General features: G+C 57.1%; 19 protein-coding genes. 9 read left to right on the plus strand and 10 right to left on the minus strand.

The window, feature by feature from the left end; all coding sequences use genetic code 11:
• Position 1: 1 nt before the first annotated feature.
• Positions 2-1,306 carry an NAD(P)/FAD-dependent oxidoreductase gene (locus ACR0M2_RS07475; protein WP_170533004.1) on the plus strand — a complete coding sequence of 435 codons (1,305 nt, stop codon included), beginning with the start codon at positions 2-4 and terminating at the stop codon, positions 1,304-1,306.
• 16 nt (positions 1,307-1,322) lie between these two features.
• On the opposite strand, the gene ACR0M2_RS07480 is transcribed toward ACR0M2_RS07475, so the two are convergent.
• Positions 1,323-2,258 carry a formylglycine-generating enzyme family protein gene (locus tag ACR0M2_RS07480; RefSeq protein WP_170549566.1) on the minus strand — a complete coding sequence of 312 codons (936 nt, stop codon included), beginning with the start codon at positions 2,256-2,258 and terminating at the stop codon, positions 1,323-1,325.
• Between the two features lie 257 nt (positions 2,259-2,515).
• Between ACR0M2_RS07480 and ACR0M2_RS07485 the strand changes: the two genes are divergently transcribed.
• Positions 2,516-3,730 (plus strand): DegT/DnrJ/EryC1/StrS family aminotransferase, encoded by a 1,215-nt coding sequence (locus tag ACR0M2_RS07485; protein ID WP_170349150.1) that lies wholly within the window; start codon positions 2,516-2,518, stop codon positions 3,728-3,730.
• Between the two features lie 6 nt (positions 3,731-3,736).
• Here ACR0M2_RS07485 and ACR0M2_RS07490 read toward each other — a convergent pair whose 3' ends face one another.
• The 4 genes from ACR0M2_RS07490 to ACR0M2_RS07505 form a co-directional block, all read right to left on the minus strand.
• Positions 3,737-4,402: a trypsin-like serine peptidase gene (locus ACR0M2_RS07490; protein WP_480704413.1), complete on the minus strand. Its 666-nt coding sequence runs from the start codon at positions 4,400-4,402 to the stop codon at positions 3,737-3,739.
• A gap of 104 nt (positions 4,403-4,506) precedes the next feature.
• On the minus strand, positions 4,507-5,061 hold the full coding sequence (gene phaR, locus ACR0M2_RS07495; RefSeq protein ID WP_170375923.1) for a polyhydroxyalkanoate synthesis repressor PhaR: 555 nt from the start codon (positions 5,059-5,061) through the stop codon (positions 4,507-4,509).
• Positions 5,062-5,196: 135 nt separating this feature from the next.
• Positions 5,197-5,643: a phasin family protein gene (locus ACR0M2_RS07500; protein ID WP_170349152.1), complete on the minus strand. Its 447-nt coding sequence runs from the start codon at positions 5,641-5,643 to the stop codon at positions 5,197-5,199.
• Between the two features lie 131 nt (positions 5,644-5,774).
• Positions 5,775-7,577 (minus strand): PHA/PHB synthase family protein, encoded by a 1,803-nt coding sequence (locus ACR0M2_RS07505; protein ID WP_480704414.1) that lies wholly within the window; start codon positions 7,575-7,577, stop codon positions 5,775-5,777.
• 114 nt (positions 7,578-7,691) lie between these two features.
• Between ACR0M2_RS07505 and phaZ the strand changes: the two genes are divergently transcribed.
• Both phaZ and ACR0M2_RS07515 read left to right on the plus strand, forming a co-directional pair.
• Positions 7,692-8,963 carry a polyhydroxyalkanoate depolymerase gene (gene phaZ / locus ACR0M2_RS07510; protein ID WP_170349154.1) on the plus strand — a complete coding sequence of 424 codons (1,272 nt, stop codon included), beginning with the start codon at positions 7,692-7,694 and terminating at the stop codon, positions 8,961-8,963.
• 29 nt (positions 8,964-8,992) lie between these two features.
• Positions 8,993-9,553, plus strand: coding sequence for a DUF6151 family protein (locus ACR0M2_RS07515; protein ID WP_480704415.1), 561 nt, complete (start codon positions 8,993-8,995; stop codon positions 9,551-9,553).
• On the opposite strand, the gene ACR0M2_RS07520 is transcribed toward ACR0M2_RS07515, so the two are convergent.
• The 5 genes from ACR0M2_RS07520 to ACR0M2_RS07540 all read right to left on the minus strand — a co-directional run bounded on the left by ACR0M2_RS07520 (position 9,544) and on the right by ACR0M2_RS07540 (position 13,147).
• Positions 9,544-10,260, minus strand: coding sequence for an alpha/beta fold hydrolase (locus ACR0M2_RS07520; RefSeq protein ID WP_480704416.1), 717 nt, complete (start codon positions 10,258-10,260; stop codon positions 9,544-9,546). The two genes, ACR0M2_RS07515 and ACR0M2_RS07520, sit on opposite strands and share 10 nt — an antisense overlap.
• 85 nt (positions 10,261-10,345) lie before the next feature.
• Positions 10,346-10,960 carry a hypothetical protein gene (locus ACR0M2_RS07525; protein WP_170376126.1) on the minus strand — a complete coding sequence of 205 codons (615 nt, stop codon included), beginning with the start codon at positions 10,958-10,960 and terminating at the stop codon, positions 10,346-10,348.
• A 17-nt stretch (positions 10,961-10,977) separates the two neighbouring features.
• The gene (locus ACR0M2_RS07530) at positions 10,978-11,406 is read right to left on the minus strand and encodes a VOC family protein (protein ID WP_480704417.1); all 429 of its coding nucleotides are present in this window, start codon (positions 11,404-11,406) and stop codon (positions 10,978-10,980) included.
• Positions 11,406-12,398, minus strand: coding sequence for an alpha/beta hydrolase (locus ACR0M2_RS07535; protein WP_480704418.1), 993 nt, complete (start codon positions 12,396-12,398; stop codon positions 11,406-11,408). Before ACR0M2_RS07535 ends, ACR0M2_RS07530 begins: the two co-directional genes overlap by 1 nt.
• Positions 12,398-13,147, minus strand: coding sequence for an alpha/beta hydrolase (locus tag ACR0M2_RS07540; RefSeq protein ID WP_480704420.1), 750 nt, complete (start codon positions 13,145-13,147; stop codon positions 12,398-12,400). Before ACR0M2_RS07540 ends, ACR0M2_RS07535 begins: the two co-directional genes overlap by 1 nt.
• A gap of 193 nt (positions 13,148-13,340) precedes the next feature.
• On the opposite strand from ACR0M2_RS07540, the gene thrS reads away from it, so the two are divergent.
• From thrS to ACR0M2_RS07565, 5 genes are all read left to right on the plus strand, one after another.
• Positions 13,341-15,299: a threonine--tRNA ligase gene (gene thrS, locus ACR0M2_RS07545; protein ID WP_170375939.1), complete on the plus strand. Its 1,959-nt coding sequence runs from the start codon at positions 13,341-13,343 to the stop codon at positions 15,297-15,299.
• Between the two features lie 222 nt (positions 15,300-15,521).
• Positions 15,522-15,824: a BufA1 family periplasmic bufferin-type metallophore gene (locus tag ACR0M2_RS07550; protein ID WP_170349161.1), complete on the plus strand. Its 303-nt coding sequence runs from the start codon at positions 15,522-15,524 to the stop codon at positions 15,822-15,824.
• 70 nt (positions 15,825-15,894) lie between these two features.
• Entirely contained in the window at positions 15,895-16,752 is an 858-nt protein-coding gene (gene bufB / locus ACR0M2_RS07555; protein WP_480704422.1) for an MNIO family bufferin maturase, read from the plus strand.
• Positions 16,749-17,510 (plus strand): HvfC/BufC N-terminal domain-containing protein, encoded by a 762-nt coding sequence (locus tag ACR0M2_RS07560; protein ID WP_226688275.1) that lies wholly within the window; start codon positions 16,749-16,751, stop codon positions 17,508-17,510. The genes bufB and ACR0M2_RS07560 overlap by 4 nt, the downstream gene beginning before the upstream one ends.
• Complete coding sequence (locus ACR0M2_RS07565) at positions 17,507-18,034, plus strand: DoxX family protein (protein WP_170349164.1); 528 nt, start codon at positions 17,507-17,509, stop codon at positions 18,032-18,034. Before ACR0M2_RS07560 ends, ACR0M2_RS07565 begins: the two co-directional genes overlap by 4 nt.
• The last annotated feature ends 1 nt before the right edge of the window (position 18,035 follow it).

Below are 18,035 nucleotides of genomic sequence, written 5' to 3' on the forward strand. Positions count from 1 at the left end.
GATGAACCTGCTCTATTCCAACGACCGCAAGGCCGAGTATCCGGCCAGTTGGTATGCGGCGACGGCCAACCCGGTGGATCGGTTTCCGGCACTATGCAAAGACGAGACAGCCGATGTCTGTGTTGTCGGTGCAGGCTACACCGGCCTGTCCGCCGCGCTGCATTTGGCCGAAGCCGGGCTCAACGTGGTACTGCTTGAGGCGCACCGTGTGGGGTTCGGCGCGTCCGGTCGCAACGGCGGTCAGTTGGGAAGCGCCCAGCGTATGGATCAGGAAGACCTCGAGCGGCTGGTCGGTGACGATGATGCCGCCAAGCTGTGGGATCTGGCCGAGGATGCGAAAGATCTGGTCAAATCTCTGATCGCTAAGCACCAGATCAACTGCGACCTGAAACCGGGCGTTGCCGTTCTGGGCCTCAGCGCAGGCGAGCAGCAAGACCTGCACGAACATGCCGCACATCTATCCGGCCGTTACGGTTACAATCAGATCGAATTGTTGGATGAAACCGCCGGCCACGCGCTGTGCCCATCGCCCTCTTACAGAGGCGGGTATCTGGACATGGGTGCGGCACATCTGCATCCGTTGAACTTTGCCTTGGGTCTGGCACAAGCCGCGGTAAAGGCCGGGGTGCGTATCTTTGAGGGCACTGAGGTCACCGGTATCGACGAAGGCCAACCCGCCAAGGTGCAGACGGCGAACGGAACGGTCAGTGCCGACCACGTTATTCTGGCCTGCAACGGCTACCTTGGCGATCTGAATCGCAAGGTGGCCTCAAGGGTCATGCCGATCAATAACTTCATTGCGGCGACCGAGCCATTGGGGGCCGACGCCGCCCGCGTCCTGACGCAGGACGTTGCGGTCGCCGACACGAAATTCGTGGTGAATTACTTCCGCCTCAGCGCAGATGGTCGCCTGCTGTTTGGCGGTGGTGAGAGTTATGGCTACCGTTTCCCCGCCGACATAGCCGCCAAGGTGCGCAAACCTATGACGGAGATCTTTCCGCATCTGCATGATGTGAAGATCGACTATGCCTGGGGTGGCACGCTGGCCATCACCATGCGCCGCATGCCCTACCTGACGCGGGTTGCGCCGAATATCCTGTCGGCCTCGGGCTATTCAGGCCACGGTGTCGGCACGGCCACCCATGCCGGTCAGCTGATGGCAATGGCTGTCCAAGGACAAGCCGAAGGCTTTGACACCATGGCCCGCGTCCCCGCCCTGCCCTTCCCCGGCGGTCCTGCCCTGCGCAGCCCGCTGCTGGTGTTGGCGATGACATGGTTTGCGCTGAGGGATCGGTTAGGGGTGTGATCCCAGGCAAACCTGATTACTTAAATTCTCTCAGGACACGGAACCCTGCCCCGGCTGTCCGAGAGCTTTCCAAACCACTCCCTCGTCCAGCGACACGTGAGGCGTCCATTGCGGCATAGTACGCTCCACCCCGTGTGACGCGTCTTTCACAATTGGGTTCAAGTGCCTTTTCCAGGTAAAGGTTGGACGTCTCCCAACCGGCATATTGATCCGTCCTGCAGGACATCGTTACTTCCACAACATTGCCGGACATATGGCGCAGGCCCCAGGCATTGGCCGCGTCCAGCAAATCCACCGGTACTGGGACTCCGCGGGACACGAGGTCTGGGCGCTCTTCCCCCAGCATGATCTCTGTTGCGCTTCCCAGAAAGTTCACCTGATCGGTTGTGACTTCCTCGCCTTGTGCAAAAGGGGTCTGCGTCCCGGCGCGCGCGGCGTATTCCCATTCAGCCTCTGTCGGTAAGCGATAGACATCCTTCCCCACTTTACTGTTTAGCCAATCGGTGTAGGAAACAGCGTCCAGATAAGAAATCATGATAACTGGATGGTTTCCAATGACCTTTGCGCGCTGCGATTTGGGTAACCGAATAAAGTCCTCCGGCTCATACCCTCCGCAACCACCATCATCCACGCAAGCCATCCATTGATCGTAGGTGATTTCGTTTCGGCCCATCGCCACGGGCAAGTCTATCGTGACCTTGTGAACCGGCCCTTCGTGAATCGAGCTGTAGGACAATTCTGGGGTGGTACGTATCCAGTTGCCCTCTTTATCGAAATTATAATGCAGTTTCGATTCACCCGGAGGGCCACCCATCAGAAATTCACCCAAAGGCAAGGCAATCATTTCAGGGCAAACATAGCATTCCTGAAATATCTCAAGCGGAGCCACTTCCACGCCGTCTGACAGAACAAACTGAGCATTTGCCACTGGCGCGTACGTTAGTAGCGCCAAGAGAAATATGAACCGTCCGATAATCAAAATAGTGATCCCACCTTGCAACCTAGAGCAACGCAAAAGTTGGGTAATTGGCACCTTACTTTCTCAAAAGTTGCAAGCTCAAAACAATTACCTGGGGCGTATTGCAAGCCAACCAGTGACCCTTTGATTGTGACGGATTGGTGAAATTTCGCCAACATGGCGATTGAGGGGTTTTATTGCCCCCCATTTAGCTTTATCTTTCCCAAAGTTAGAATTTGGGAAAATCAAATATGACGCTTCCTCCAAACGTTCATGACGCCGAACCCATCCCCGCAGCTGCAAAAGAAGCCATCGACGCCCTGATGCAGTCGGGCGACCTGTTCCGCTATACCGCGCCGCAGGATGCGCCGGTGGCTCTGCTCGAGGCGGAATTTGCCGCTTTGCTGGGAACAAAATACGCGTTGGCCGTGTCATCGTGCTCGGCCGCATTGTTCCTGTCTCTCAAAGCGTTGGGCTTGCCGCGAGATGCACGGGTTCTGATCCCCGGCTTTACCTTTGCTGCTGTGCCCTCGTCTGTCGTGCATGCGGATTGCATTCCGGTGCTGTGTGAGGTCGGCGAGAATTATCGCATCGACATGGAAGATTTCGCCACCAAGCTGGACGGCGTACAGGCCGTAATCATCAGCCATATGCGCGGCCACACGTCCGACATGGATGCCATCATGGCGCTGTGCAACGAACGCGACATCCCGGTGATCGAGGATGCGGCTCATTCGCTGGGCACAACTTGGCATGGGCAGAACATTGGCACCATCGGCAAGGTGGGGTGCTTTTCGTTCCAGTCCTACAAGATGATCAACGCGGGGGAAGGCGGCATCCTGATCACCGACGATGCCGACCTGGTGGCCCAGGCCGTGATCATGTCGGGCGCTTATGAGCACAACTGGAAGAAGCACAAAACCCCGCATGGCGACAACTCGCCCGAGTTGGAGCAAGCCTTTGCCCGCTGGCAGAACCAGTTGCCGCTGTATAACCTGCGGATGAGCAACCTGAGCGCTGCCGTGATCCGCCCCCAAATCCCCGAACTGGCGCGGCGCGTGCGTGATGGCCTGTCTAACCACGACTATGTGGCCGAACGGCTGAACACCTCGTCCCATATCGACGTCCCTGCCCCCCTGACACCCGAACGCCGGGCACCGGATTCGATCCAGTTCAATCTGGTCGGAATGAATGAGGCCGAAATCCGCGCCTTTGCGGCGGCTTCAGAGGCACGCGGTGTCAAAGTTCAGGTTTTCGGCCTGAGCGAAGACAACGCCCGCGCCTTCTGGAACTGGCAATTCCTGCCCGAGAAGTTCGACTTGCCGCAGACACGGGACATGCTGATGAAAGCGTGCGACGTCCGTCTGCCTGTACGGCTGACCAAGGAAGAACTAGACGTGATCGCCGATATTCTGCTGGCTTCGGTCGGCGAGGTGACCGGTCCGGTTCCCGTCTACGGAACTTGATAAGGCTTACGGATCGAGGTCAAACACCTCGGTCGACAGAAACAGGGCTGTAATCCCCTCGGGGGTTACACCCACACGCGACAGGATCGCCGCGACTTGGGGGCCGGTCGGCGTGTCCACTAAAAGCGGCGCACCGGAATCTCCCATCATGACCGGGCACAGCGACAAGACCATTCCACCTTCAAGGGGGAGCGGCGCACAGGTCAAAGTCCGACTGAGGACATGAGGCCGAAGACCGGGATACCCCGCAACAAACGACGAAGGCGTCAACGCAGGTGCCAACGGCAGATAACCAACCGTTTGACCAATAGGCTCGGTCAATTCCAGAACTGCCCAGTCCAATTCGGTACGGTCGTCGAACGCCCCGTCAGCGCCTTGTTCCGGATGCAACTTATACCCATCGATACCCGCAACGGCCGCGGCCTCTCCGCGTTGATAGCCAGCGGCAAACCGGATGCTAGAGGGCGGTATCCAGCGTTTGCGTGGGGAATTGTACAGGCAATGCGCAGCAGTCAGGACCTGCCGGTCAGACACCAATACGCCAGTACAATGTGACCGCCGATCCCTGCTGGCGAAATTGAGGCGCCCAATGGCACGCCATGGAGGCTGATCGGCATCCAGGATCTCGCGCGCACGAATGGCATCGCACCCTTCATCAGATTGGGTGCCCATCGTGCAAACCGCAGACCAGCCTTCTGAAAAAACGCCCTGTGATGACACCGGGTGGGCCCAAAGCACCGCAACACTCAGGACCAGCCAGCGCAACACAACAGACGTCAGTTCAACTTGGAGAGCTTTTTCTGCAACTCAGCCAGCTGCTTTTTGATGTCATCCAGATCTTCTTTCGATTCCGGATTGGCATCTTCACCTTCTTCTGGGCCTGACCAATTGCCTGACAGTCCCCCGGTCATCGCCTTGAGGAATGCCTGTTGCTGCGCCTGCATCGCTTCGAAACCCGGTATCTGCGACATCGGGTTCATGGCATTCATATTCTCCATCATCTTGCTTTGGCTTTCGCGCAGCATTTCAAATGAACTTTGCAGGAATTGCGGCATCATCCCGCCACCCGGAATCATGTAGCTGCGCACCAGATCGTTCAGCACGTTGACCGGTAGCACATTTTCACCCCGGCTTTCGTGTTCGGCGATGATTTGCAGTAGATATTGCCGAGTCAGATCGTCGCCAGATTTCAGGTCAATGATCTGCACTTCGCGCCCATCGCGGATGAAGGTCGCGATATCTTCGAGCGTAACATAGTCGCTGGTCTCGGTGTTATACAGCCTGCGGCTTGCATAGCGCTTGATCAACAGCGGTTTTTCTTGTTCTGGCACCGTTTGCCCTCCCCAAGGATGATGCGTTGCAGCAGAGATTATGCGACCGCAGAACAAAAAGAAAGGGCAGGTCCTAAGACCTGCCCTGCGCGATTGCACCAAATGGGAGGAGTGGGTGCGCCTCGCGCCCAAATTTTACTTGGTGGCTGCAGCTTTTTTGGCAGCAGCAGTCACGTCGTTGGTGGCTTTCTGAACAGCAACGGTTGCTTCTTCAGCAGCGTCTTTACCAGCAGCCATCAGCAGCTCGACGGTTTCGGTCTGCAGTTTTTTCGCGATTTCAGCGAAAGCAGCCATGTTTTCAGCAGCAACTTCAGCCGACGCGCTTGCGAAGTCGGTTGCGGCTTTTGCGTATTCAGCAGGCTCGGCCTTTGCTTTCGACATCTCGGTCAGCTTGGACAGTGTGTCTTTGGTCCATTTGTTCGAGATTTCAGCCGACTTCTCTGCTGCTTCCAGAGCAACACCGGACAGCTTTTCGTTCAGCGAAGCGGTCGATTTGAAGGCACCTTCCAGAGCGGTGGTGTCAACGGGGAATGCACCCATCATGTCTTTCAGGGTCGCGGTAAAGTCTTGAGTCTTTGCCATTGTCCTAATCCTTTTTGCCGAACCGGGCCCACCCCGGCTTTCATCAGCTTGAGGACAATATGATTGCTGCAATGCAGCATTGCAAGTTTTTTCTTGCTGCATTGCAGAAATTCTTAAGTTTCAAAATGAAATCAGTTGTTTGGATCGGCCACCACATAGGTCCCGGGTGCTGGTGCAAGCCGTGGGTGATCCGAATCGCCGGTATCGCGGGCAGGAACCTGCTTGCCGGATCGCTTCTTCAACCAGGCCTCCCACAGGGGCCACCACGAACCTTCGTGGAAGTCGGCCTCTTTCATCCAGGTGTCCGCGTCCACCTTCAGATCGGGGTTGGTGTAGTGGCCGTATTTCTTCTTGCTGGGCGGGTTGATGATGCCTGCGATGTGACCGGATTCCGAGACGACAAAAGTCTTGGAACGTGACCCCATCTTTTGCACACCACGATAGCAGTCTTTCCAAGCAGCAATGTGATCCGTCTGACAGGTGATCGCCATCAACGGCACGTCCACGTCACTGACATGCAGCTTGTGCCCGAGAAGTTCGAACCCGCCTTCGGCGAACTCATTGCGCTGGCATAGCCCGCGCAGGTATTGCACCGTCATCTTGGCAGGCAGGTTGGCCCCGTCCCCATTCCAGTACAGCAGATCAAAGGCTGGCGGCATCTCGCCCAGCATATAGCTGCGGATGGCTGGACCGTAGACCAGATCGCGCGAACGTAGGAAGGACATGGTGCGCCCCATGATCCATGAGCGCAGAATGCCTTCTTTGTTTACCTCTGCTTCAACCCCGTCGATGAAGTCGTTCTGCAGAAATGGCGTAAACTCGCCCTGTTCGGAAAAATCCGTCAGCGCAGTAAACATGGTGGCCGATTTGATCGACTTGTCGCCGCGCTGCTTCTGCAACGCCAGGGTCAAACTTAGAGTAGTACCAGCAATGCAATAACCAATCGCGTTCACCTGCTTGACCTTGCAGATTTTCTTAGTTTCTTCGATCGCGGTCAGAAAGCCATCTTCGATATAGTCTTCCATCCCAACATCCGCATAGCTTTCATCAGGATTGATCCAACTGACCACAAACAGTGTATAGCCTTTTTCAGTGATCCATTTGATCAGGCTGTTCTGGGCCTTAAGGTCAAGGATATAGAACTTGTTGATCCAGGGCGGGAACAGCACGATCGGTGTTTCATACACCGTTTCAGTCGCGGGTTTGTACTGGATCAGTTCCATCATACGATTGCGATAGACCACATCGCCTGGAGTGGTCGCCAGATTGCCGCCGACCTCAAACGCGCTTTCATCGGCCAGTTTGACAACCAGCTCGCCGTCATTGGCCTCAAGATCCGAGACAAGGTTTTCCAGCCCTTTGATCAATGACTGCCCTTCGGTTTCAACCGCCTTTTGCAGGGCGTCTGGATTGGTCGCCAGGAAATTCGTGGGGGACATCATGTCGACAATTTGCTGCGAGAAGTACTTGAGGCGGCGTTTGTCCTTGGCATCCAGATCCTCAACCGAGGCCACGGCCTGCGCAATGGCTTCTGCGTTGGTCTGGTATTGCTGCCGGATCAGACGGAAATAGGGGTTGGTTTCCCATAAGGGGTTGGAAAAACGCTTGTCCTGAGGTTTGGGCTGGTCATCGTCAGCCTCGCCCGTGGTCATTGCTTTTTGGGCTTCGGCGAAGTTCAGAACCGACTTGCCCCAGTATTCTATCTGTTGTTCCAGCAGTTTTGCCGGATTTTGCCAAGCTTCGGCCCAATAAGCTGTTGCTGCTCGTGCGAAAAGCTCTTGATTCGGGCCATCCAAAGCGGGGGTATGAGGCTTTTTGGCCGACATGACTTCGATCAGCCGCTTCGAAAGCGCCTCGACCTTTTCCATATTTTCTTTAAGGCGTTCAACGTTTTCTTCGGTCAGTTCTGGCATCTGATCTTCACTTGTTGTCATTTTAACAATTCCCCCCTAACCTCGCTGCTACGCAGAATAACGTCGTGGGTGTCGGGGGGCAAAGCGGCGAATGGTCCAATCTTATTGGCTGACATCTAGGAGGCCCCTTTTTCCATGCGCTACATGATGACATACGACCTGATGGAAACGATGCGCAACACCAACCAATGGATGGGCGCAACTGCCAGCGCAATCGCATCCTACCCCGCGTTTTCCATGATTCCCAACCCCGCAATTAGTATGATGGCTGCCTGGGGTGATGTCACCGAACGTACTTTCCAACGGATGATCGTCAAACCGGACTGGGGCATCCGCACTTTTACATGCGAGGATGGCAAAGACCATCTGGTCGATATCACGACCGTTGTCGAACGTCCCTTTGGTGATCTGGTGCATTTCCGGGTCAATGGGCGCGAGGAACAGCCCCTCAAGGTGTTGCTGGTGGCGCCGATGTCCGGGCATTATGCGACGTTGTTGCGCTCGACGGTGAAAAGCCTGCTGGTGAATTGCGAAGTCTATATCACTGATTGGCATAACGCGCGCGACATTCCTGTTTCCGAAGGCAAGTTCGATGTAGAGGACTATACACTCTATCTTGTCGATTTCATGAAAGAACTTGGTCCCGACACTCATGTGGTGGCGATTTGTCAACCTGCACCGCTGACTCTGGCCGCCACGGCCTATCTGGCCGAGGTTGAGCCCAAAGCGCAACCCAGCACGCTGACCCTGATAGGTGGACCGGTAGACCCCGATGCCACCCCGACCGATGTGACCGATTTTGGCCGCCGCGTCACCATGGGGCAGCTGGAAGAGACCATGATCCAGCGTGTCGGCTTCAAGTACAAAGGCGTTGGCCGCATGGTCTACCCCGGCTTGTTGCAGCTAGCGTCCTTTATGTCGATGAACGCAGAGCGTCATTCCAAAGCGTTCTCAGAGCAGATTCAGCGCGTTATGCAAGACGAAGCTTCGGACCATGATGCGCATAACCGTTTCTACGATGAATATCTGGCCGTTATGGACATGACCGCCGAATTCTATCTGTCGACGGTTGAGCGTGTGTTCAAGAACCGCGAAATTGCGCGGAACGAATTCGTCGTCGCGGGCCACAAGGTGGACATCGGCAAAATCACCAATGTTGCGGTCAAGACGGTTGAAGGCGCAAATGACGATATCTCGGCCCCCGGCCAGTGTATCGCTGCGTTGGACCTTTGCACCGGTTTGCCCGCATCGAAGAAGGCCAGTCATGTTGAACCAGCAGCCGGGCACTATGGCATTTTCGCCGGACGCAGCTGGCGTGACAATATCCGGCCACTGGTGATCGACTTCATGACCGCCAACGCCCGCAAACCACAACGCCGGGCCGCCAATAAGAACAAGATCGCCTGACAAAAATGCGTAGGAGAGCGGCCCACCCAATGCCCTTCTCCTGCGAATGCGGTACTTTGCACGGGCATATCACCGCTGAAGGAGTGCATTCGGGCACCCATGTCGGTTGCTTTTGCCGCGACTGCCGCGCAGCACAGCTGTACTTCGGTCAACCCGATCCAGCCCCCGGCCCTGTCAACATCCTACAGATGAGCCCAGAGGAGATCTGCTTCGAAGGGGGCTCGGAAAAACTTGCGCTGATGCAGCTAAGCCCCAAAGGGATGTTCCGGTGGTATTCCAGTTGCTGCAATGCGCCGCTGGCGACTACCGCGCGGACCGCGAAGTTTCCTTTTGCGGGGTTCGACGTCAAGCGCATCTCCGATCCAAGCGGGCTTGGTCCGATCACAACCCGTGGCTTTGTTCCGCAGCCAAACGGCAAGCAATCGCATGAAAAACTGCGATATGCGGCGGTTGGGATGCTGACGCGCCTCAGCAAATCGTGGCTGTCCGGAAGTTGGAGAAACACGCCGTTTTTTGACCTAGACGACGGCAAACCTGTGGTCGCACCAACGATACTCAGCAAGACTGAGCGCGCGAAATTCTACACATAAGCTGCGCGAGCGGGTGCGCTTAGCCATTGTGTCAGCGCGTCATTCACGAAATCGGGCGCTTCGAGCGTCGGCAGGTGCCCGGCCTCGTCAATAACTTTCAAATCGGCACCCGGTATCAGTTCGGACATAAAGGTATGTTTGCGTAGCGGTGTAAGGGTGTCATGCGCGCCGGACAGTACCAGTGTTGGCACCTTGATACGCCGCAGCTCACTTTGCTGATCGGGACGCCGTTGCAGAGCGCGAATCTGACGTTCGAACACCTCGGGCCCCAGATCCAGCGCCATTGCGACCAAATCGTTCAGAATGGGTATGCGCCGCGGTCCCGGTGCCAACGTGTTCGAGCTGATTATCCGACGCATCACCTCTTCCAGCCGACCCATTTTCGTGGCGACCAACAACTCTTCGCGCGCCGCCGCGGTCTGAGGTGTATCGGCCTGCGCATCCGTCGCCATCAGGCAAAGACGCGACACCCGATCCGGCGCGCGCCGAACCAGCTCCAGCGCAACCACGCCCCCCATGCCCGACCCAGCTAGCGCAAATCGTCGCGGCAGTTGGTCCAGAAGGGACGACGCAATCTCTTCGATACGTTCGCCCAGTGAAATCGGTGCAACCGTAACCGCGCGCTGCCGCGACAAGCTGTTGATCTGGGGTTCAAACAACCGTGCGTCGCACATCATTTCTGGCAGTAAAACCAGCGGCTCAATCACGCGGGGCCTCGCAACACTTCAACTTTATAAGCAATGCTCTTTGCACTCAGGATGAGGGGTTTTGCAGGTTCGGGCAAGTTAAACTTCAGGGATATTTGATGTCCCGGAAAGGCGGGAAATCTGCATATCGGTTGCGACGGGTTTTCAGGTCTTCGCCCGGCTCAGCCCCGGTGCGCAACAAACACCCGCGCGGCGCAATATAGCTGTCGATCCGGCGATGGGGGTGTGGCCTCCACACCAGATTAAAGGCGCAGAGCTTGGGAAAGAACCAGATTTCGGAATAGTCCAGATGATCGTGCATCCACCACGCCAAATCACGCCAATCACGTCCCGTATCGTATTGATCGGCGAACCAAGGGATGACGATTGACGCCCCGGCGATCCGGGCATCCCCTTCGCCCCGATCCCAGATATGGCATTCCAACGGGTTGTCGTTGCGGGCGCAGTTCAATCGGTTCTCATTCCCGAATTGATTCAACGAGGGTGATCGATACCCGGACCGGACCGCGATACGTCCAAAGGTTTCCTCAAGCGGGTCCAGCAGGGTCTGGCAAAAGGAGCGCCCCGTTTCGATGGCAAGGTCAGGATTGTCTGGGAGGTTTTGCTTTTCATGGAAATTTCCAATCTCAGAATACAGGAATTCCCGCATGAAGAAATGCCGGGACAGACGTACACGCCCAAGCGTTTCAAGGCTCCACATGCTGCCCGGCTTGCGCATTACCCATACCCGTTCCAGCAAAAGGCACCGTCCGGTGCAAGCGCAGAGAAAGGATTGAAGGCCACTTCCCAGATCGTCCTATCGGGGGCGCGGAAATACCCGTGATGCCCGCCCCAGAAAACATCAGATGCCGGTTTCAATATCTCGGCTCCGGCTTCTCCGGCCTTGTCCAACACCTGCGCAACCTCGCCCTTTGACCGGCAATTGTAGCTGAGCGTCAGCGCACCATGGCCCAGAGTGTCAACGTCAACTCCGATCTCTTCAGCCAATGCAGACAACGGGTACAAACCTAAAGTCTGGCCGATAAGGTCAAAGGCAATTACCCCGTCGGGGCTGCTGACCCGTTTCCAACCCATGTCCTCATAGAACCCGGCGGCAAGCTCGGGGTCATCCACCCCAACTGTGATCAAGCTTACTCGCTGGTCCACTATTCGGTCCCCTGCTCACTCAGCCAGTCCAGAATACCTGCAACAGTCGCGTCCGTCTGCCCCGGGGACATCAGCCGACCCGCGATCACATGCGACGCCGGATCATCCCCTGGCCCCATTGTCACCAGATTGACCGTCTTCGGTCCACCCCAGGCCTCGGCCACTTTATGCGTCAGATCGGACCGCACGACCTGGTCGTCATCCGAGAACCAGAAAAGCGCCGGCACCTGTGCGTCCGAAAAATCCAGCGCATAGACGGTCTCGACCAGTACGGTCATCGGTACCACGGCCTCCCACGGGTAAACGGCTGTCCAATAGGTGTTCTTTTCCGGGTCCGGCCCTGAGACATCCCGATCCTCCCCCATCACCAAGGGCAGCCACTTCCGCGCCCACGGCAAGCCGGGAATCCACGCGCCCGGTGTGTTCACCCCGAAATTCGGAGACACAAAGACCAAAGCCGCCACGTCTTGGCTCAGTTCTTCATCCAACGCTGCTGCTGCGGCCAGCGTTCCGCCGGTCGAGGTTGAGATGACAACAACCTTGTCGCCAACGGCCCGCGCCGCGGCCAACCCCTCGGCCATATCCTGCATCCAGCCCGTAGCCGTCCCTTCGGCCATTGCCGGGCCATCGCGACCATGTCCCTTCAGGCGCGTATAGACCAGATTGGCCCCCAGCGCGTCGGCCACCTTATCCGGCACCGGACGGATTTCCTCGGACGAGGCCGAAAAGCCATGCACATAGAGAACCGAAACAGGCGTGCGTTGTTCTTTGAACCCGTCCTGCCAGACCACGCGCTTTTCCACTCCGGGCACGATGTCGTCATAGGCGGATTCTGTGCTTTCAAAGTAGACCTGAACCCCTTCGCCGAATTTGCGCGGATCAAAGCGGGGATGCAGGTCGACCTGTTCACGCGGCCCGAACCAATAGATCAGGCCACCGACAACAATCAGTGCCAGCAGCAGACGCCCAAGAAACCACCCAAAGCGCTGCATCAGCTGGCCTCCATCACCTCAAGCACCGCATTTTCGATCAACCCCAGACAGGGGCCGTCCGAGAACCGGTGATCTGCGTCTTTGACCAGCAATAAACGCATATCTGGCCCACTGGCGTGTTCCAGCAACCGCACAGCCGTTTCGGTGGACACCGCCGTATCCGCCGTGCCCTGCAGAAAGCGCACCGGGAAAGGCAGGTCTAGCGCGTCGCGCAGCACCAACCGTTGCCGCCCGTCTTCGATCATCCGCTTGGTGATGATGTAGGGTTCCATATAATCCGAGGGCAGTTCCACATGCCCAACACTATCCAGCGCAGCCTTTTGTTCGGCGCTGAACGACGCCCAATAGCCGTCCTCAGTGAAATCAGGCGCGGCGGCAATGGTCACCATACCAGCGATCCGTTCGGGTATCATTCTGGCAAGCAACAGCGCCTGCCACCCGCCCATGGATGACCCGACAACGATTAACGGCCCTTCGGTCAAGGCTGCCACAGCCTCAATCGTATCTTCGTGCCAATCGCCGATACAGCCATCGGTGAATTTCTCGGAACTTTCACCATGACCGGAATAGTCGAACCGCAAAAACGCCTGCCCGCGCGCCTGTGCCCAGTCTTCCAGATGCACCGCTTTGGTGCCTTCCATGTCAGATTTGAGCCCGCCCAGAAAAACGACGGTCGGGCCATGGCCCTCACTTTTGTGATAGGCCAACCGCCGGTCTTTTGCGGTGATCAGAAATTCCGTAGCTGCCATGAAACCCTCTTTCCATTTGCATCACATCATGCACGGCAGACCAGTGGTCGCAATTCCCGATTTTTGCAGTCTCGCAGCGTCAGTCCTGCTTCCTTCGACACTTGACAGGTTTTGCTGCACCTGCCACATGAGCCGGACACCATAACCCGCAACCGGGCGTTCAGTGGGCGCCAAACCGACGAGGAGAGCCGATATGGCCCTGGATGCAAAATCCGTCTCACTCACCTTTCCCGATGGCAATGCACGTTCTTATGACGCAGGCGTAACGCCCGCGCAGGTGGCTGCCGATATCTCGACCTCGCTGGCGAAAAAGGCCATCTCGGCCACGGTGAATGGCCAGCACTGGGACCTGCAATGGCCCATCGAATCCGATTCCGATATCGCCATTCACACCATGAAGGATGAGGTTCAGGCTAATGAACTGATCCGCCACGACCTGGCGCACATCATGGCCCGCGCGGTGCAGGAGATCTGGCCCGATACCAAGGTCACCATCGGCCCCGTCATCGAAAATGGCTGGTATTATGACTTTGATCGGGCGGAACCTTTCACGCCCGAAGACCTTGGCCTGATCGAAAAAAAGATGAAGGAAATCATCAACAAGCGCGACCCCGTAACCACCGAAGTCTGGGACCGTCAGCGCGCGATTGATTTCTACACGCAGAATAATGAGCCCTATAAGGTCGAGTTGATCGAGGCCATCCCCGGCGACGAGCCGCTGCGCATGTATTGGCATGGCGACTGGCAGGACCTGTGCCGCGGCCCGCATCTGCAGCATACCGGTCAGGTTCCAGGCGATGCGTTCAAGCTGATGTCCATCGCCGGAGCCTATTGGCGCGGTGACAGCGACCGCGCGATGCTGCAGCGTATCTATGGCGTGGCCTTCACCGGCAAGGAAAAGCTGAAAGCTCACCTGCACATGCTGGAAGAGGCCGCCAAGCGCGACCACCGCAAGCTGGGCCGCGAAATGAACCTGTTCCACATGCAGGAAGAGGCCCCCGGCCAAATCTTCTGGCATCCGAACGGCTGGAAAATCTACACCACCCTGCAGGACTATATGCGCCGGATGCAGGAGCGCGATGGGTATGTCGAGGTGAACACGCCTCAGGTTGTCGACCGCAAACTGTGGGAGGCCTCGGGCCACTGGGACAAATATCAGGAAAATATGTTCATCGTCGAAGTCGACGAGGAACATGCCCGCGAAAAGGCAATCAACGCGCTGAAACCGATGAACTGCCCCTGTCACGTGCAGGTGTTCAATCAGGGCCTGAAATCCTATCGTGATCTGCCGTTGCGGATGGCTGAATTCGGGTCTTGTGCCCGTTATGAGCCTTCGGGCGCGCTGCACGGAATCATGCGCGTGCGTGGATTCACACAGGATGATGGTCACATCTTCTGTGCCGAGGATCAGATCGAATCCGAGACCGCCAAGTTCATTGCCTTCCTGTCTAAGGTCTATGCCGATCTGGGCTTCCATGACTGGACGATCAAACTGTCTACTCGTCCGGAAAAACGGATCGGGTCGGATGAAAGCTGGGATCTGGTCGAAAAGGCGCTGGGCGATGCCTGTAAGGCCGCCGGATATGAGTATGAGCTGCTAGAAGGCGAAGGCGCGTTTTATGGGCCCAAGCTGGAGTTCACTCTGACCGACGCGATCGGCAGGACATGGCAATGCGGGACCCTGCAGGTGGACCCCAACCTGCCCGAGCGGCTGGATGCCAGCTTTATCGGTGCCGACGGCGCCAAGCACCGCCCGTTCATGCTGCACAGGGCAACGCTGGGTTCGTTCGAACGCTTCATCGGCATTCTTATCGAAGAACACGCAGGCAAGCTGCCTTTCTGGCTGGCCCCGCGTCAGGTCGTCGTCGCCTCGATCACGTCAGAAGCCGATGATTATGTGGCCGAAGTGGTTGAGACGCTCAAGGCCGCCGGTGTCCGCGCCGAGGCAGACATCCGCAACGAAAAGATCAACTACAAGGTTCGCGAACATTCGGTCGGCAAGGTTCCGGTCATTCTGGCCGTCGGTCATCGCGAAGTTGACGAACGCACCGTCAGCGTTCGCCGGCTGGGCGAAAAACAAACGCAGGTTCAATCGCTTGAAGCTGTAACAAATGAGCTTTCACAGGCCGCGACACCGCCGGATCTGTTGTAACATTCGGCATGGAATTGCCCTGAATTCGGCCCCGCTTTTGGGGCCGAATTGAAATATTTCCTCTTTTCTTATTCAAAAACAGTATATTAACTTACAAGGGGGCATTGTGCGCCCTGACGGGCTTGTGAGACACGGGCTCGTGAATTCAACTCTGGGCCGCAAGCCACTACCTTTGTCATTGTCACAAGCAGACATACGCAGTCATCAAAAGGGATTACCGAGATGTCGAACACCGCAAAATCACTGGTTATCGCAACCGCAGTCGCAGCCGCCGTTTCGGGCGCAGCCACAACTGCCACCGCACAAGCCAAAGAGAAATGCTATGGCATTTCGCTGGCCGGTCAGAACGACTGCGCCGCGGGCCCCGGCACAACCTGCGCGGGCACCTCGACCGTAGACTATCAGGGCAACGCCTGGACTCTGGTCGATGCAGGTACCTGCGCCGATATCGAACTGCCGGCCGAGGCTGACGGCACACCGCGCAAAGGCTCGCTGGAAGCTCAGGACCGCGATCTGCCGGCATAAGTCCGGCCTAAGCTAGTCAGGGGGCGGGCGACTTCGCCCGCCCCTTACTTCTAGAACAAGGAGCTGCCAAATGTTGGATGACACACTCCGTTCGAACCGCCTGCCTCTGGCACCCGGCGTCGGGTACAAGCCGCAGCATTTCGCACAGATCCTTGAACACGCACAGCCAGTTGCCTGGCTGGAAATTCACGCCGAGAACTACATGGGTGACGGTGGTCGTCCGCTGGCGCAATTGCGCCATCTCTCGGAAAAGTTTCCGATCTCGGTCCATGGGGTTGGCCTGTCCATCGGCAGCGAAGGCCCGCTGGATGCCGACCATCTGGCACGATTGAAACACCTGGTTGGCTGGCTGAAACCGGCCAGTTTCTCGGAACATCTGGCATGGTCGACCCATGACAGCCATTTTCTGAACGACCTACTGCCCCTGCCCTATACTAATGCCTCGCTTGCACGCATTTGCGCGCATATCGATCAGGTACAGGAAACCGTCGATCGCCAAATGTTGTTAGAGAATCCGTCCAGCTATCTGGCGTTCGAAGAAAGCACCTGGTCCGAGCCCGATTTTCTGCGCGAAGTTGCACGTCGCACTGGGTGCGGCCTGCTGCTGGATGTGAACAACGTCTTTGTCTCAGCCACCAATCTGGAATTCTCACCGCAGGGCTATATCGATGCCTACCCTATTGAAAAGGTGGGGGAAATCCATCTAGGCGGGCATGATGAGGATGAGGACGACCATGGTCGCCCCCTGCTGATTGACAGCCATGGGCGCGAAGTCGTTGATCCGGTTTGGGCGCTGCTGGACTACGTGCTAGAGCGATCTGGCCCCAAACCCGTGTTGGTCGAGTGGGACACGGACGTTCCAGAATGGCCCGTACTGCGGGCCGAAGCCGACCGTGCGCAAGCGGCCTTGGACCGCGTCCCGGCATGAGCGTTTCGCAAGAGAGTTTTCACGCCGCGCTGATGAACCCGTCAGCCGCCATCCCTAAAGGACTGCTGGACGCGGTCGCACAACCTGCCGGGCGGCGGTTCAGTGTGTATCGCAACAACGTGGCGGTGTCACTGACCGAAGCGATGCATCAGGCATTTCCGGTCATCACCAAATTGCTGGGGGCTCAGAACATGGATGGGCTGTCGGGTATTTTCCTGCGCAAACATCCCCCTTCATCGCCGTTGATGATGTTTTATGGTGAAGAATTCCCCGAATTTCTTGCCGGAATGGAGCAGCTCTCGCATATTGGATACCTGCCTGACGTGGCGCAATTGGAGCTTGCCTTGCGCCGTTCCTACCACGCCGCTGACAGCGAACCAGCCCCAGCGGACGCACTGGCTGTTCCGCCCGAAGACATCATGCGGGCGCGGCTGGGATTTGCCCCGTCGATGCGGGTTCTGCGCTCGGACTGGCCGATTTATTCGATCTGGCGTTTCAACACCGAAGACAACGCCCCCAAACCCGATCCCGCCGCCCAAGACGTTCTGATCACCCGGGCCGAGTATGACCCGGTTCCACATCTGCTGCCCGAAGGCGGCGCGCACTGGATTGCGGGCCTTCAGGCCGGGCAAACCATTGGTGGCGCGTTTGAAGATACTGCAAACCATTTCCCCGAATTTGACCTTGGGGCCACTCTGGCGCTGCTTTTACAAGGCGGCGCAATAACCTCTGTGACTATCGAAAGGCTGGCAACATGACTGCCCTGATCTCATTGCACAACAACACCCTGGGACGGTTAGAGATGACCTCTGGCTGGTTGACACCGACCTTGGCCAGGCTGGTTTTTGCGGCAACATTGCTGGTGTATTATTGGAATTCGGCGACCACCAAACTGGGCAGCGGATTCTTTGGGTTCCTGTTCCCGTCCGACGGTGCCTATGTGCAGATTTTCCCCAAAGCCATGGAAGCCGTCAGCTATGACAGCTCGCAATTGGGGATCATGCATTGGGCCATTGCTGTTGCGGGGACCTGGGCTGAGTTTCTTCTACCTACGCTGATCGTGATCGGCCTTCTGTCGCGGTTCGCGGCATTGGGTATGCTGGCATTTGTCTGGGTTCAGACGATCGTAGATGTCACGGGCCACGGTACGGAATTGGGCAGCTACTTCACCAACGCCGTAAGCCTGCTGGATGATCGGACACTCTGGTCCTTCCTGCTGGCAGTGATCGTGATCAACGGCGCAGGGCCGCTGTCCGTTGATCGCATCCTGCACATCAAGTGAT

The organism is Ruegeria sp. BE10 (assembly GCF_056538905.1).

Excerpts from the sequence above, each read along its gene's own strand:
- ACR0M2_RS07560 (WP_226688275.1), top strand. The coding sequence starts at position 16,749 with ATGAGCGTTTCGCAAGAGAGTTTTCACGCCGCGCTGATGAACCCGTCA.
- ACR0M2_RS07525 (WP_170376126.1), bottom strand. The coding sequence starts at position 10,960 with ATGTGGAGCCTTGAAACGCTTGGGCGTGTACGTCTGTCCCGGCATTTC.
- ACR0M2_RS07535 (WP_480704418.1), bottom strand. The coding sequence starts at position 12,398 with ATGCAGCGCTTTGGGTGGTTTCTTGGGCGTCTGCTGCTGGCACTGATT.
- ACR0M2_RS07490 (WP_480704413.1), bottom strand. The coding sequence starts at position 4,402 with ATGGGCACCCAATCTGATGAAGGGTGCGATGCCATTCGTGCGCGCGAG.
- ACR0M2_RS07515 (WP_480704415.1), top strand. The coding sequence starts at position 8,993 with ATGCCCTTCTCCTGCGAATGCGGTACTTTGCACGGGCATATCACCGCT.
- ACR0M2_RS07500 (WP_170349152.1), bottom strand. The coding sequence starts at position 5,643 with ATGGCAAAGACTCAAGACTTTACCGCGACCCTGAAAGACATGATGGGT.
- ACR0M2_RS07540 (WP_480704420.1), bottom strand. The coding sequence starts at position 13,147 with ATGGCAGCTACGGAATTTCTGATCACCGCAAAAGACCGGCGGTTGGCC.
- ACR0M2_RS07485 (WP_170349150.1), top strand. The coding sequence starts at position 2,516 with ATGACGCTTCCTCCAAACGTTCATGACGCCGAACCCATCCCCGCAGCT.
- ACR0M2_RS07565 (WP_170349164.1), top strand. The coding sequence starts at position 17,507 with ATGACTGCCCTGATCTCATTGCACAACAACACCCTGGGACGGTTAGAG.
- phaZ (WP_170349154.1), top strand. The coding sequence starts at position 7,692 with ATGCGCTACATGATGACATACGACCTGATGGAAACGATGCGCAACACC.
- bufB (WP_480704422.1), top strand. The coding sequence starts at position 15,895 with ATGTTGGATGACACACTCCGTTCGAACCGCCTGCCTCTGGCACCCGGC.
- thrS (WP_170375939.1), top strand. The coding sequence starts at position 13,341 with ATGGCCCTGGATGCAAAATCCGTCTCACTCACCTTTCCCGATGGCAAT.
- ACR0M2_RS07550 (WP_170349161.1), top strand. The coding sequence starts at position 15,522 with ATGTCGAACACCGCAAAATCACTGGTTATCGCAACCGCAGTCGCAGCC.
- ACR0M2_RS07505 (WP_480704414.1), bottom strand. The coding sequence starts at position 7,577 with ATGACAACAAGTGAAGATCAGATGCCAGAACTGACCGAAGAAAACGTT.
- ACR0M2_RS07475 (WP_170533004.1), top strand. The coding sequence starts at position 2 with ATGAACCTGCTCTATTCCAACGACCGCAAGGCCGAGTATCCGGCCAGT.